Raw genomic sequence first — 14,271 nt, 5'->3', positions numbered from 1 at the left:
TTGGTTTAGCCACTAAGAGCAAATCTCTAAATCATAGGTCTAATAGCTACTTTTCCTGTTAGCTATTAGGCCAGAGTTAAGCTAATGGCTGAGCCAATAAGGCACCGCCATTCCCTCTTATAAAAAATTTCTTCTCGAAAGCATTTTTTGACTTAAATCAGTGAGTTTATCTCCATTTTCCCTCCATATTTTGTTGTTAGCCTGTATTTGTCGGATTAGGTCTGCGCCGCAATCCTTGCATAGCTAGTCACTCGCCTCTCTATTGATTGTAGTACTAGTCGATTGGACAGCTAGCCAAAAAGCAGGAAGTGATTAGGCGCTTTTGATCTGACTACTGGATGCAGTTGTTTGGTGTAGTTATTATATGTGGTTAGTAAATAAGGAATTTTTATGAATTTTTTGAAGTCAGTAGCATTAGTCGGTACGATTTTTCTCGCTGGTCTATCAGTCAGCTCACAAGCGGCGATGATAGGCGTTGACAATAATTTTGAAGACAATGGCTTAACCGTTCTTGAATATCGAAGTGATGGCAGTATTTGGGAGTGGTTAGATCTGTCTGTTACCAATGGTATTTCTTATAACAGCCTTGTCGCCGATTTGAACGATGATGGACGATTAAACAATTCTTCTAGTTTGTTGACCACAAATAGTGGAGCGTTGAATGACGTGCTAAGTCTCACGCCAGACTTAAGTAGTGGTTGGTCAACCGTGGCGAATTCAGACCTTGCCGGCTTATTTGGAACGTTTTTTGGTCTCACTTTAGCTGGTGATGAGCAAGTAACGATAGGAAACGGCTCAAGCGATCTCACTGAGCAGTTTATTCTTGCCTTTGGTGACACTGTGCATGAGGCATCGGAAGATAGCGGTGCCATTATTTTTGACATAAATCCAAATTTACCCAACATAGGTGAAACGCGCGGATTTACAAATAATGCCGTGGGTAATCGTGGCAGGTTTAGCTCCCCTTTTGTTTTGGATGGACAAACTAGTTTTCAGATCAGCGATAACGTTACCGATATCCTGTCATTTACTGGTACCAATACTGCGCAATTTGCTAATGCCACAGTAGGGACATGGTTAGTCCGCGAAGTAGCAACGATCCCGACACCAAGCATGTTGAGTTTGTTTGCACTATCGTTCGCCGCGCTATGCATTCGACGCAAAAAGTGGTTTAAATAGATTATTGCTTAGCACTTATCAAGGGTTAGTTTGCCCTAGTGTTTGTCTAGTGTTTGTCTAGTGTTTGTTTTGTTAAAGTCTCGCCAAGGAACGGCGTTTCTCCGCGCTCAGGCGGCAATCTTCGAGATAAGGTGATAATGCCTCATTAAGTGATTGATGCTTGTGAGTTTGTTACTTTTTAGTTGTGCTCGATTTACGCTTGGTATTTGACGTTTTTCGGCGTTTTTTATAAGCGGGTTTTTGTGGACTTTTCAGCCCTTGTAATGAGCTTGGCAATTGCTGGCTAAGCAAATTAACCAAGCCGTGTAATGAGCCTTCAATGGGCTGCATAAATTGTCCATAACTACAGGCTTTATCGGCAATTTGGTTAAGTGATAACTCCCAACGTGCGGTCATATCTGGCTGTGTGCAATCACTTGGCAAGGCATCAATTAATCCTTTTCCTGTGTCGGTAGCATGAATTTGTTTGCCTTGGCGCTGTAAAAAGCCACGTTTAAATAGCAAGTCGATAATCCCAGCGCGGGTCGCTTCAGTGCCTAGACCATCAGTTTCTTTTAAGATGGCTTTAAGGGGTTTATCGGTAACAAAGCGGGCAATTCCGGTCATGGCGGCAAGTAAAGACGCATCGGTAAAATGCTTTGGTGGCTCGGTTTGTTTTTCCCGTAAGTGCCCAAGTTGGCAAAATAAGGTTTGCCCTTGGGTTAAGTTTGCTAGTGCAGGATTGTTATTTTGCTGTTCATCGTTATCTTCTTTGTTACTGGTAGGTGTTGCGTCCTCTGCACTGGTAGGTATAGCTTGCTCTGCTTTCGTGCTTTCCTCTTTGCTATTTTTTGAGGGAGTAAACAGCGATTTCCAACCCAGTTGTGACACTATATTGGTGCTAGCGGTAAATAGCCCACCAGCAATCGAAAAACTCGCTTTAATCTGCTGATAGCAATAAGCCGGAAAAAACTGCGCCGCATATTGACGGCAAATCAGTTGATAAATATTTTTCTCAAAGTTATTTAAATTGAGCTTAGCTGGCGATTTGGTGGTCGGAATAATCGCGTGATGAGCGCCCACTTTACTGTCTTGCCAAGCGCGACTTTTGCGTTTGGGATCGGCATCGCCTAACTGCTTTGCCAGTGGCAGTTGGCTGTCTTTTAGCATGGCAAGTATTTGTGGCGCTTGGCTAAAATGCTCGGTGGGTAAATAACGGCAATCTGATCTTGGGTAAGTGATCAGTTTATGTTTTTCATACAGTGCCTGACAAACGTCTAGCACCAATTTAGCATTCATGGCATAGCGCTTAGCCGCATCAATTTGCAGGGCTGATAAGTTATAAGGCAGTGGTGCGTTTTGTTGCTTGTCTTGCTTTGTCAGCTCTGTAACTTGCGCTGGTTGCTGGTGAATGCGGCTCACCACATTTTCTGCCAGCGCTTTTACTACTACTCGTCCGTCTCCATCTTGGTAGGGTTGGCAGGCTTCACTCGGTTGCCATTTGGCCATGATGTTTGGCGCGGATGCGGTTTGGTTAAGCGTTAATTTGGCTTCCACCTCATAAAAAGGCTTACTAACAAAGTTAGCAATTTCGCGATCGCGATTGACCACTAGCCCCAACACTGGGGTTTGTACACGGCCCACTGACAACACTCCTTGATAGCCAGCTTTGCCCCCTTGAATGGTTAGCGCGCGGGTCAGGTTAATGCCATAAAGCCAATCGGCTCGGCTGCGTGCTAACGCTGAAACCGATAGCGGCATAAAAGCCTGATTAGACTTCAATTGGTTAAGGGCTTTTTTCACTGCAGCTGGGTTTAAGTCGCTAATTAAGAGACGCTTTACCGCTGCGGTTTTCGTTTTAGTGAGCTTTAAATAATTAAGCACTTCATCGACCAGTAATTGGCCTTCACGATCAGGATCGCCGGCGTGAACAACTTCGTCCGCTTTTTTCAGCCAATTGCGGATCACAGTCAGTTGGCTTTTGGTTTTGTACTTAGGTTTTAATTGCCAACTGTCAGGAATAATCGGCAAGTGTTCAAGCTGCCACTTCTTATAGTGCTCACCATAAGCTTCAGGCTCAGCTTGCTCCAAAATATGACCAATGCACCAAGTGACAATATCGCCGTTACCTACTTGAATATAACCTTGCTGTTTTTTATGCGGCTTGGGAAGCACATCTGCGATGGCTCGTCCTAGGCTAGGTTTTTCGGCGATATACAGCTTCATGCAGTGTTATTAAGTGAGTGCTAGCAGAGTGATAAAGCGAGTGTAACTTGATACTGGTTAAATATCCAGTTGCTAAGGTGGTAGCAAGAATAGTTGTAGCAAGAATTGTTATCAGTAATCAATAAGCTATGTATCTTTTCACAGTAAACTAACGGCGCATTAAACTGGCGGCGCAACAAATTCGCTTAATAAATTAGTGGCACAAAAAGCTAGCTCAATAAATTAGGGGAGATAGTGTAATAAATTTTTATGCTTGCTGACTGATAGGGAGTACTTATAAAAATTATTCAAGGATGAAGCGATGCGCACCCCTGTTAGAAAAAAACTGCAATTCTTATTGACCGCCATAGTGGTGTTTACCGCAGGCTTTCAGTTATTGCCAGAGCAGTTAGCATTCAGCTCAGCACTAACCACTGACAACTTAATCGCCATGTCGCCACTGCTGCTGGCGGTATTTGGCTACTTTATTTTCTTACCTGTGTTGTATTGGTTTTGGGTGATTAAAGCCGGTCAGCAAAAGCCTTGGAAAATGTTGCTGATCTTTTCACTAAGTGCGTTATGCGCTCGTTACAGCTTTCCTAGCAACATTGCAGAATATTTCGAATTTATTACCTATTTGCGCTATCCAATTATCGGTGTTTTGCTGATTATCGAATTGTATTTGATGGTGACCATAGTAAAAGGCCTATGGCAGGCCAGAAAGCTAAGTGGCGATCCGCGCGTTCATGCGTTTAATCAGTACCAAGATGATGACAAGAAGCTAACGCTGGCTGTGCCATTTGCATGGGAGCCAGCTAGTTGGTATTACGCTATTCCAAAATTCTCGCGTAACCACGCAAAGGCGCTGGCGCAGTTACAGGTAAACTCGACTCAGCGTTGGCATTGGTTGTTATTGCTCACAGGCTGTGTAGTGCTTGGCACAACCTGTTATTGGTTATTGGCAGGCTGGAGCGAGCTTGTGGCGATTATTGTTGCCAGCTTTTTCTTCTACAGCGTTATTTTTAGTACGGCAAATCATCGTATCGCAAGGCATTACTCTGTTTATCTATTAGGAGACAAACTAGTGGTTAATGCTGCCTTTTGGAGTTTTATTGTGATTGACGTTAAAGCCATTTCAGAGGTTAATTTAGGGGATTTTCAGCAAACAGATAACCAAGAGCAACTATTGCTTGGTAAAGCGAAGGGCGCAGGTAGCGACAAGAGTCAAACCGCCAATATTGAACTGGTGTTTAGCGAGCCACAAACTTACATGGCAATGATGGGACAAATGCCAGAGCCCGTTAACAAACTCTGGCTTGCTGTCGATAAACCAGAACAACTAAAACAGCAATTGTCTGAAGCCTTGGTAGCGCCAGGGCGCTTAGCAAATGCGAGCTAACCCATATGATGGTAGCGCATTAATGCAGTGCTTAGCTGCTCGAGAATTGCGACTAAAATACTCACTTAGAAGTTTAGCTGGTAGCTCTTAGCTTAAACCCTTTAACTTAAAAAATCGCACTAACTTGAACTTGGTCGCGGCCTAAACGTTTGGCTTGATATAGCGCTTTGTCAGCTCGTTCAAACAATGGTGACCAAGTTTTATCTGTGCTGGATAGGGAAGCGGTACCAACACTAACCGTGATGTTTATTTGCTGTTGATCATTAATCACAAACGGGTGTTTAGCGCACTCTTCGACAATACGTTCGGCGATAGTTAACGCTGCATCTGTGTTGGTAAATGGCGCAATAATGGCAAATTCTTCACCGCCAACTCGGGCAAAGGTGTCTTCCTCGCGCACAAATTGTTTAATAAACAGGGTTAGTTGCATTAACACCTTGTCGCCAACATCGTGACCATAGTTGTCATTCACTGCTTTAAAGTGGTCAATGTCGAAGAGAATCAAGGATAAACGCTGTTGATGACGAACCGCTTTATTGTGCTCTTCCAGCATCATATTGTTAAAGTGACGCTTATTGAAAATTTTGGTCAAAGGGTCTGATAAGGCCAAAGCGTGTAGCTTTTGGTTTTCTTCTAGTTGGTGTTGCAGCGATTGAATTAGGGCTTCTTTTTCCGAAATATCACGTATGGTCGCAAGTGCGATTTTCCCTGCTCTTGTCGGAATTAGGTTAAGCGTTACTTCAATGGTTAGTGGGCGGCCAGCATAATCGAGAATGGCCAGTGATTTTTTAAAAAGGCTGTCTCCGGTATAGCAAGGATCGAAATACTGTCTGAATGCTTGCTGGTATTTTTCCAGTTTAGCAAGTGGCACTAAACTAAAAACACTTAGCTGTTCTAGTTTGTTGCGAGGGCAGGCAAATAATTCTTCGGCTTGCTGGTTAGCTTTAATAATATTGCCACGGACATCCAGCTTTAAGTTAGCGTCTGGTGCCATTTCAAATAGTCGCTCACTTTCTTCTAGTGCCAATTTAACTGACGCATAGGCATGATCGATTTTCTTAAGGCTTGTTCGGTAACGCGCTTCACTTTCTTTTAGTGCGGTAATATTGCTGTGGACACCAAGCATGCGATAGGGTTGGTTGTTGCTATTGCGAATGACGATGCCGCGACAGCGAATCCAAACGGTGGAACCATCTTTGTGACGATAGCGAACTTCTTGGTCGTAAGGGTGGTTTGGATCATCGCAGTGCTTTTGAAAGTTTTCCAGTGCTAACTGCAAATCGTCTTGGTTGATTATATCTTGCCATTCTGAAGCGTGATGCGAATTTTTCGTCGGATCATAGCCAAGCTCAGTCCAAAATCGATCGCTCATCCATTCATTTTCGGGCTGCTCTAGATCCCAATACCACATGCCATCAGTGGCGCCAGACTGTAAAAATTCAAATATCTTCGCATCTTCTTTTATTAGAGAATACAGTTCCTTTTTTAAGTAATTTTCACTTCTAGGCATCGAGGTAACAAGCTATTAACAAAAAATTGCGCGGATTTTAACGAATTGCTTAACGCTTAACCAATGATAAATTGTAATTAATCGATATCGAGTCGATATTGCGGTCAATGTGCCTCACCTAAATGCGCGTACGGTATAAGTTATCGCCAGTTATGCTTGCTTTTTTAGCGCCAGCCTTGATAATTGCCGCTCAAGGTAAGTGCTTGGGAATGGGGTGAAAATCCTCAACTGTACCCGCAACTGTAAACAGAGCAGCCTATTTGCCAAAACATCGTTCATTTTGAGCGACTAGAATTGGTAAACCACTGAGTATTGAAGTGCTAATGCGATAAGCTAGCGAACAAACTTGGGAAGGTGTAGGTCGAGATGCTGTTAGTCAGGATACCGGTATTTACCACCTCATTTTAACAAGTCGAGCGGGTTACTCGGGCATTGTCATTTCGGTCTAACTGGCCGGGCTTTGCTGTGCAACTGCGCCGACATTTGGCGGCTATCGTGATGATAGCTTGTTGATACTGGCAAAGGCGATGCAGCGAGCAGCACAAGCGAACGCGACTAAAACTTCAGATCCTAGTTTAAGTGGGCAACAGCTCGTTGTTACTGATCTTGGTTGGCAAACTGGTCGCAAAGTCATTTTAAGCGATATTAATTTTCACCTAAAACAAGGTGAATTTGTTGGCTTACTTGGCCCCAATGGCGCGGGTAAATCTAGCTTATTGCGCTGTCTTTATCGCTATCACAGCCCTACGACTGGGCAAGTATATTATCAAGGCCAACCGCTCGACACTTACATCCAGCAAGCTTATGCGCAACAAGTGGCGGTGGTACTACAAGAATCACCAAGCTTTTTTAACCTCTCGGTTACTGATGTGGTGGAGTTAGGTTTATTACCGCGCACTTCGATTTGGCATCGCACTAGCCTAAATGAACAGCAGCAAGTGCAACAAGCCCTAACGCAAGTGGCGATGCTTGATAAAGCAAAGCAAAGCTTTGATTCCCTCTCTGGTGGTGAGAAACAGCGGGTTTTAATTGCCCGTGCGATAGTGCAACAACCTAGCTTGCTGATCATGGATGAGCCCACCAGCCATCTTGATGTTAAATACCAAATTCAAATTATTAACTTAGCGAAATCACTTGGTATTACGGTGCTTGCCTCGTTCCACGATTTGAATTTAGCCAGCGCAATGTGTGATCGGTTACTGGTACTTAGCAATGGCGAACTAGTGGCCGATGGCGCACCAAATCAAGTGCTTACTCAACCGTTGCTCGCCAAAGTGTTTGGTGTGAATGCCCAATTGCAGCCGCACCCTGAGCATGGCAGCCCGTTAATTACTTACCACTATCGCTCAGAGAATAAATTAGAGAGCTCGGCAGAACAAGGTGCTGCGCATGATTAGTCGTACCAAGAGCTCAACACTTTGGTTTTTCGGGCTATTGGGTTTGTCTTTATTCTCGCTGGTGTCAGCCCTGTCTTTTGGCGCGGCGGAGATTAGCCTTGAGCAAGCGTTTTATGCTGTTATTGGCGATCTTCAAGCTACTGAGCCATTTATGCCCACTGAGCCCGCTGAGCAAGGCATCGCAACAAGTGCTGCCTTAGCCGAGCAAATTATTTGGCAACTGCGTATGCCGCGTACCTTATTGGCCTTTATTGCCGGTGGCGGCCTCGCACTGGCGGGACTTATGCTGCAAACCGTGACCCGCAATCCACTCGCTGATCCCTATCTGTTTGGTATATCGTCAGGGGCAACGGTTGGGGTCGTGCTGTTTATGACCTTTGCTGGCACCGCACTCGGCCAGAGCGAGAGTTGGCTATCGCCGCTCGTTAATCAACTGAGTTTATCGTTTGCCGCATTCGTTGGCGCACTGATTGCCATTGCGATATTGCTGGCGGTCGCAGGTTCGGCTATTGGTCGGCAGGTTGAATCTATGCTGTTAGCTGGTGTCGCTTTGTCGTTCTTATTTAGCGCCATTACTAGCGTGACGTTATATTTTAGCGATCCACAGGCTATCAGCGCGGTGATCTTCTGGACTATGGGCAGCTTTGCTCGCGCCCAGTGGTTACAACTGATTCTGCCCTTGGCTTTATTGTTAACTACGTTAGTGGCGGTATTACTGTTTCGTCGTCAGCTTTCGGCCCTACTGTTAGGGGATGAAAGTGCAATTACTTTGGGCGTGAATGTCGCAAAATTTCGCTTAGTTATGCTGCTATTAAGCTCACTGCTGACCGCAAGCTTAGTCGCAGTGTGCGGCGGTATTGGCTTTGTTGGGTTAATGATCCCGCACATTGTTCGGCTATTTGTTTCACAGGCGCAAGTGATTCACCCAATTGCTGTTTGTTTACTTGGTGGCGTGTTTATGGTCTGGGTCGATGTGATTGCCCGCACCTTGTTATCTCACCAAGAATTACCGCTCGGCATTATCACAGGGCTACTGGGTAGTGGCTTTTTCTTGTCGTTAATGGTGGTGCGCTATCGCCGCCAAAGCCGCTAAAAGTAACGAGAAGGTGCAATAATGACTGAGAAAACTCGAGATACTATGCAAACCCTATCTATGCAAACCTTGATGGTACAGGGCACCACCTCTGATGCGGGTAAAAGCACGCTCGTTGCAGGTTTATGCCGCGCTTTGGCAAACCGTCAATTTAATACCGCACCATTTAAACCACAAAATATGGCACTTAATAGCGCGGTTGCGGCAATAGGAGAAAGTGATGAAGTCGGCGAGATTGGCCGTGCTCAAGCACTGCAAGCAATAGCCGCAAAAGTGCCCGCGCAAGTGGACTTTAACCCCATTTTGCTGAAACCAAATTCCGATACTGGTGCGCAAGTAATAGTGCACGGCAAAGCGATAAATAATATGGAAGCGGTAGCCTATCAAGACTACAAAAAAGTCGCGATGAATGCGGTGCTCGACTCTTATCAACGACTGAGTGAGCAGTTTCAATATTTGTTGGTGGAAGGAGCAGGCAGCCCTGCCGAAATTAATTTACGCGCAGGCGATATTGCCAATATGGGCTTTGCCGAAGCAGTCGATTGCCCAGTAATTATTATTGCCGATATCGACAAAGGTGGCGTGTTTGCTCATTTAGTGGGAACACTGGCCTTGCTGTCGCCAACTGAACAAGCAAGGGTAAAAGGCTTTGTGATTAATCGCTTTCGCGGCGATATTAGTTTGCTGCAATCTGGGCTTGATTGGCTTGAACAAGAAACCGGCAAGCCAGTACTTGGCGTTTTACCTTACCTGCATGACTTGGCACTAGATGCCGAAGATGCGTTAGCACTTGCCAATGTTAACGATGCTCAAATTGAACAAATTAACATTGCGGTATTGCTGGTACCGCATATTTCCAATCATACCGACTTTGATAGCCTGCGTTTAAACCCGTCGGTTAATCTTCATTATGTGCGGGTTGGGCAAGCCATTCCTGCCTGTGATTTGATTATTCTACCCGGCTCGAAAAACGTAATTGGTGATTACCAGTTTTTAGCCGCGCAAGGGTGGGTAGAGCAAATCAAGCAGCACTTGCGCTATGGCGGTAAAGTGCTGGGAATTTGTGGCGGTTTACAAATGCTGGGCCATAAAATTTGCGACCCTGGTGGAATCGAATCAAGTGTTGCGGAGCAAACCACCTTAGGTCTTGCCGATTTTGTTACCGAGCTCACCGAAGAAAAAGCACTTGTGCAAGTGGCTGCTGAGCTGTTGCTTGAGAGTGAATTGCTTGAAAGTGAAGTGCTTGAGAATAAATTGGCAGCAGAATCTATTGTTATTCATGGCTATGAAATCCATTGTGGTATTAGCCAAGGAAGCGCGATGGCACAGCCCTTTGCCCGTTATCGTAACCAGCAAGGGCAATTAATTCACGATGGCTTTATCTCAAGCGATGGGCAAGTGATCGGCACCTACTTACACGGCCTATTTGATAAGCCTGCACCAACCCAAGCAATTTTGCACTGGGTTAAACCACAGTCGGCAGCACCTGCATTGGATTTAGATCTGCACCGCGAGCAAGAGCTTGAACGCTTGGCCGCAGTGTGTGAACAACACTTAGATATCGACAGATTATTAGACATAACTCGGGAGTTTTATCGTCATGGCAATGAGTGACGTGGATAAATCGACAAATCGTTCGGATAACCACCAAAAACGCCAACAACGACTGAAAGAAAAAGTTGATGAACGTATTTCGGCAGCACAAGAAGAACGCGGTATTTTGCAGGTCATCACCGGCAATGGTAAAGGTAAAACCACGGCTGGCTTTGGCACAGTAACACGTGCTGTGGGTCATGGCTTAAAAGCAGGCGTGGTGCAGTTTATCAAAGGTACGTGGGACTGTGGTGAGCGCAAGCTGTTAGAAAAGTTTGATGTACCGTTTGTCGTAATGGCAACCGGCTTTACGTGGGAAACGCAAAATCGCGAAGCCGATATTGCGGCAGCGAAAACCGCGTGGCAAGGGGCTAAAGAAATGCTTGCCAACCCTGAGCTAGACATTGTTTTGCTTGATGAGCTGACCTATATGCTGAGCTATGATTATTTGCCGGTTGATGAAGTGATTGACTGTTTAGCCAATCGCCCTAAGCATCAGTTTGTTGTGGTTACCGGACGTGCCGCCCATCGAAAATTAGTGGAACTGGCGGATACCGTTAGCGAAGTGAAAAATGTAAAACATGCATTCGATGCTGGCATAAAAGCCCAAGTTGGCTTTGATTACTAAACAATGTACTAAGTTATGATTTTGTTTAAAAGCTCAATTACTAGCTACTTTCTTCTGCTGTTTGTATTGCTAAATTGCTTTGCTGTGGAACAAGCAATGGCATCAGAAATAGCAACAGAAAAAGTACCAGATGCCGCTAGTCTAGAAACCGCGTCTGCGCCCAAACCAGCGCAGCGTATTGTTGCCCTTGCGCCGCATATTGTAGAAATGCTCTATGAAATTGGCGCCGGCGATCGCATTGTTGCGACCGTTGACTATGCCAACCACCCTGAAGCGGCCAAGGCAATTCCGCGCATTGGCGGACATGCGGGGATTAGTATCGAAAAGTTACTTAGCTATCAGCCCGACTTAATCTTGTTTTGGCAAGGGGGCAATCAGGCGCAATACTTAGCCAAAATGCGAGAACTGGGCTTAAATGTGCAGCTTAGTGAACCAAAGGCATTGGCTGATGTTGCCAAAGAGTTGGTGATGCTTGGCAAGCTTACTGGGCAAGAAGCATTAGCTCAACAAAAAGCGGATCAGTTTATGACGCAACTGAGCAACATTGAAGCGCAATACCAAGACAAGCAAGCGCTGTCGGTGTTCTATCAGCTATGGTCAACGCCGTTAATGACCATTAATCAAGACAGTTGGATCAACCAACTGGTAACTAGCTGCAATGCCAATAATGTCTTTGCTAATGCACCAACCAAAACGCCGCAAGTTAGTGTTGAAAATGTCTTGGTGGCAATGCCTGATGTGATTGTCATACCTGATGCCAGCAGCGGTGAAGGCAACAAGCAGCCGGATGCTGGCTGGCAAAATTGGCCGCAAATTCCTGCGGTGAAAAAGCAGCAAATTATTCATACCAATGGCGATGTGATGCATCGCTTTAGTAGCAATATGCTGGTTGGCTTGGCTGATATGTGCCAGCAACTTGATAGCTTTCGTGAATAGCGTATAGCAAGCACATTGCTGACAAAGAAATTTCGCGTTAACGCTAGAAAGTTAACTCTAGAAAAGTTAACGCCGTTTAGCCAACGTTATTAGGCTACATAGCAGGGTTATTTAGGGGAAGCTGATGAGAGTTCAGCGCTGCCCCCGCAACGGTAATATGGCCGCTCTGAATAGTTAAACATTAGCTGTGAGCCATAAAGCCCGATTACCTAAATAGCTTTAATTTAATAAAGACTTAATAAAGTCACTAATGCAGTACTTGGTGCGGTGGGCATCAATAATTGAGGACATATGAACATAAAACACTTATCCAAATTAGCAGTGGCTATCGGCGCTGCAATCACTGTAAATGCCAACGTTTACGCCCAAGCTCCTTCTGTCGCTGATGAAGAAGTTATTACCGTAACTGGCAGTCGCTCGCCGGTCAACATCGATACCGCGCTTGCTAGCGTGGTTGTGATCACGCGTGAAGATATCGCCCGAATTCAGCCAAAATCACTTGATGATGTGCTTGATACCATTCCGGGTATTGATATCACTAACCAAGGTGGTCGTGGTCAAAATTCATCGCTGTTCTTGCGTGGCACAAACTCAAACCAAACGTTAGTGCTGATTGATGGCATTCGTGTTAGCTCTGCTAGCTTGGGTTCAACCAACACGCAAATTATTGCACCTGAACTGATTGATCGTATTGAAGTAGTGAAAGGGCCTCGTGCCGCTATTTGGGGCTCTGATGCCATTGGTGGCGTGATTCAAATTTTCACGCGCCAGCTTGAAGGCAGTGAATATATTGCTGGTGTCACCGTGGGTGCTGATGACTACCGCCAGTACAAAGCGGGGGCAGGCATCGCACATCCAGACGGTAAGGGCCATACCAGCATTACCTTGAACCGTGAGAAAAGCGATGGCTTTGACGTGTTAAAAACTGCTGAAGATGACAACGATGGCTACGAGTATGACTCGGTGGCGATCAAAGGTCAGCAGCAAGTTAACAGCCAACTAGCAATTGATTGGTTAGCGCGAGCCGATCAAGGTGATAATGAATATGACAATGCATTTGGTGGTGCCAACGAAGCAGAAACTCGTAACCACGCTTGGTTAGTACGTGGTACTTACAGCCAAATTATTGGTCATGTACAAAACCACACCACTTTGTCTGTTGGTCAAAATCGTGACTACTCGGAAAATTACCTTGATGGTACCGATGTTTTCACAACGGTATTTGAAACACGCCGTGATCAGTTTTCGCTAGTAAACCATGCGCAAGTTTTCCCATTTTTACAGTTCAACTTAGGCTTTGACTACTACAACGAGCAACTCAACAGTACGACTGATTTTGCCGAAGACGAGCGCGATGTGACGGCGTTGTATGCTCATAGCTTGTACAGCAAAGATGACTTAACAGTTGAAGCGGCGATTCGCCATGACGATGTTGAAAATGTTGACTCAGAAACTACTTACAACGCAGGCATTGGCTACCAAATCAATGAAGATACGCGCATTGCGCTAAATGCAGGCAGTGGTTTTAAAGCGCCAAGCTTTAACGACTTGTACTTCCCAGCCAGCCAGTTCTCCTCTGGTAACCCAGATCTGCAATCGGAAACTTCAGATACAATTGAGCTAGTGTTTGAAACGACCTACGCCAACGTTGATATGGCGTTTAACCTGTATCAAACAGATGTCGATAACCTGATTGTTTGGCTACCTGATGCAAATTTCTTCTTCCAGCCAACCAATGTGAATGAAGCTGAAATGTCAGGTATCGAGTTTACCGCGAAGTACCAAGGTTTTGGTGGTAACCACCAGATTAATGCGGGTTATGTTGATGCTGAAGACAAAGCGACAGGTGAGCAGTTAATTCGCCGTGCTAAAGATCAATTTAGTTACCAGTTCGACACTAACATTGGCGATTTATCGCTTTATGTTGAATACCAGTATCGCGGCGAGCGTGAAGACAATGTGTTTGGTGTTGGTCGCGTAAAACTAGACAGCTACCACCTAGTTAATTTAACGGCAAGCTACCCTGTAACGCCAAACCTTTCAGTTGAGTCGCGTATTACTAATGCATTCAACGAAAACTATGAAACGGTGGTCAATTACAATACTCAAGATCGCGCTGCGTATATTGGTATTAATTACGCAATGTAGCTAGTTAACTACCGATAAGGTATTTCGACACAAAAAGTGAGGGTGCGTCCAAGGCATTAACCCAAAGAGGGGAATGTCAGAAAGTTAGATAGACGAATGGCTTATTTAACTTTGCTTACAAAGGAAATTATGTAATCAAAATGCCTAGAATATATATTCTAGGCATTTTTTTGCTTGGTAGTCAGCCTGTGACAAGGCTTTTCA

At 45.1% G+C, this 14,271-nt stretch carries 10 protein-coding genes and 2 riboswitches; of the genes, 8 read left to right on the top strand and 2 right to left on the bottom strand.

Annotation, left to right across the window (positions count from 1 at the left end; all coding sequences use genetic code 11):
• The first annotated feature begins 390 nt into the window (after positions 1 to 390).
• On the top strand, positions 391 to 1,179 hold the full coding sequence (locus tag DXX94_RS09205) for a hypothetical protein (RefSeq protein ID WP_116015359.1): 789 nt from the start codon (positions 391 to 393) through the stop codon (positions 1,177 to 1,179).
• A gap of 171 nt (positions 1,180 to 1,350) precedes the next feature.
• Here DXX94_RS09205 and DXX94_RS09200 read toward each other — a convergent pair whose 3' ends face one another.
• On the bottom strand, positions 1,351 to 3,384 hold the full coding sequence (locus DXX94_RS09200; RefSeq protein ID WP_116015357.1) for a DNA topoisomerase III: 2,034 nt from the start codon (positions 3,382 to 3,384) through the stop codon (positions 1,351 to 1,353).
• Between the two features lie 301 nt (positions 3,385 to 3,685).
• On the opposite strand from DXX94_RS09200, the gene DXX94_RS09195 reads away from it, so the two are divergent.
• Positions 3,686 to 4,762 (top strand): hypothetical protein, encoded by a 1,077-nt coding sequence (locus tag DXX94_RS09195; protein ID WP_116015355.1) that lies wholly within the window; start codon positions 3,686 to 3,688, stop codon positions 4,760 to 4,762.
• Positions 4,763 to 4,868: 106 nt separating this feature from the next.
• Here DXX94_RS09195 and DXX94_RS09190 read toward each other — a convergent pair whose 3' ends face one another.
• Positions 4,869 to 6,272, bottom strand: coding sequence for a sensor domain-containing diguanylate cyclase (locus DXX94_RS09190; RefSeq protein WP_116015353.1), 1,404 nt, complete (start codon positions 6,270 to 6,272; stop codon positions 4,869 to 4,871).
• A 166-nt stretch (positions 6,273 to 6,438) separates the two neighbouring features.
• Positions 6,439 to 6,679: riboswitch (cobalamin riboswitch) on the top strand.
• A gap of 120 nt (positions 6,680 to 6,799) precedes the next feature.
• On the opposite strand from DXX94_RS09190, the gene DXX94_RS09185 reads away from it, so the two are divergent.
• The 6 genes from DXX94_RS09185 (at position 6,800) to DXX94_RS09160 (ending at position 14,067) form a co-directional block, all read left to right on the top strand.
• Positions 6,800 to 7,669 carry an ABC transporter ATP-binding protein gene (locus DXX94_RS09185; RefSeq protein ID WP_116015351.1) on the top strand — a complete coding sequence of 290 codons (870 nt, stop codon included), beginning with the start codon at positions 6,800 to 6,802 and terminating at the stop codon, positions 7,667 to 7,669.
• Complete coding sequence (locus DXX94_RS09180; protein WP_116015349.1) at positions 7,662 to 8,762, top strand: FecCD family ABC transporter permease; 1,101 nt, start codon at positions 7,662 to 7,664, stop codon at positions 8,760 to 8,762. The genes DXX94_RS09185 and DXX94_RS09180 overlap by 8 nt, the downstream gene beginning before the upstream one ends.
• A 60-nt stretch (positions 8,763 to 8,822) precedes the next feature.
• Entirely contained in the window at positions 8,823 to 10,376 is a 1,554-nt protein-coding gene (locus tag DXX94_RS09175) for a cobyric acid synthase (protein WP_116018423.1), read from the top strand.
• Complete coding sequence (gene cobO, locus DXX94_RS09170) at positions 10,369 to 10,983, top strand: cob(I)yrinic acid a,c-diamide adenosyltransferase (protein ID WP_116018421.1); 615 nt, start codon at positions 10,369 to 10,371, stop codon at positions 10,981 to 10,983. Before DXX94_RS09175 ends, cobO begins: the two co-directional genes overlap by 8 nt.
• Before the next feature lie 96 nt (positions 10,984 to 11,079).
• The gene (locus DXX94_RS09165; RefSeq protein ID WP_116018419.1) at positions 11,080 to 11,919 is read left to right on the top strand and encodes a cobalamin-binding protein; all 840 of its coding nucleotides are present in this window, start codon (positions 11,080 to 11,082) and stop codon (positions 11,917 to 11,919) included.
• 74 nt (positions 11,920 to 11,993) lie between these two features.
• Positions 11,994 to 12,138: riboswitch (cobalamin riboswitch) on the top strand.
• A gap of 72 nt (positions 12,139 to 12,210) precedes the next feature.
• Complete coding sequence (locus DXX94_RS09160; RefSeq protein WP_116015347.1) at positions 12,211 to 14,067, top strand: TonB-dependent receptor domain-containing protein; 1,857 nt, start codon at positions 12,211 to 12,213, stop codon at positions 14,065 to 14,067.
• Positions 14,068 to 14,271 lie beyond the last annotated feature (204 nt).

Origin of the sequence: Thalassotalea euphylliae (assembly GCF_003390375.1) — a bacterium.
GTDB classification, from domain to species: Bacteria; Pseudomonadota; Gammaproteobacteria; order Enterobacterales; family Alteromonadaceae; genus Thalassotalea_F; species Thalassotalea_F euphylliae_A.
Note: the sequence above shows the minus strand (reverse complement) of the source record. Positions and strands in the feature narration are given on the sequence as shown.

What these genes read in the sequence shown, in the direction of transcription:
- cobO (WP_116018421.1), top strand. Translation starts at nt 10,369, where the DNA reads ATGAGTGACGTGGATAAATCGACAAATCGTTCGGATAACCACCAAAAA.
- DXX94_RS09185 (WP_116015351.1), top strand. Translation starts at nt 6,800, where the DNA reads ATGCAGCGAGCAGCACAAGCGAACGCGACTAAAACTTCAGATCCTAGT.
- DXX94_RS09165 (WP_116018419.1), top strand. Translation starts at nt 11,080, where the DNA reads ATGGCATCAGAAATAGCAACAGAAAAAGTACCAGATGCCGCTAGTCTA.
- DXX94_RS09180 (WP_116015349.1), top strand. Translation starts at nt 7,662, where the DNA reads ATGATTAGTCGTACCAAGAGCTCAACACTTTGGTTTTTCGGGCTATTG.
- DXX94_RS09205 (WP_116015359.1), top strand. Translation starts at nt 391, where the DNA reads ATGAATTTTTTGAAGTCAGTAGCATTAGTCGGTACGATTTTTCTCGCT.
- DXX94_RS09195 (WP_116015355.1), top strand. Translation starts at nt 3,686, where the DNA reads ATGCGCACCCCTGTTAGAAAAAAACTGCAATTCTTATTGACCGCCATA.
- DXX94_RS09190 (WP_116015353.1), bottom strand. Translation starts at nt 6,272, where the DNA reads ATGCCTAGAAGTGAAAATTACTTAAAAAAGGAACTGTATTCTCTAATA.
- DXX94_RS09200 (WP_116015357.1), bottom strand. Translation starts at nt 3,384, where the DNA reads ATGAAGCTGTATATCGCCGAAAAACCTAGCCTAGGACGAGCCATCGCA.
- DXX94_RS09160 (WP_116015347.1), top strand. Translation starts at nt 12,211, where the DNA reads ATGAACATAAAACACTTATCCAAATTAGCAGTGGCTATCGGCGCTGCA.
- DXX94_RS09175 (WP_116018423.1), top strand. Translation starts at nt 8,823, where the DNA reads ATGCAAACCTTGATGGTACAGGGCACCACCTCTGATGCGGGTAAAAGC.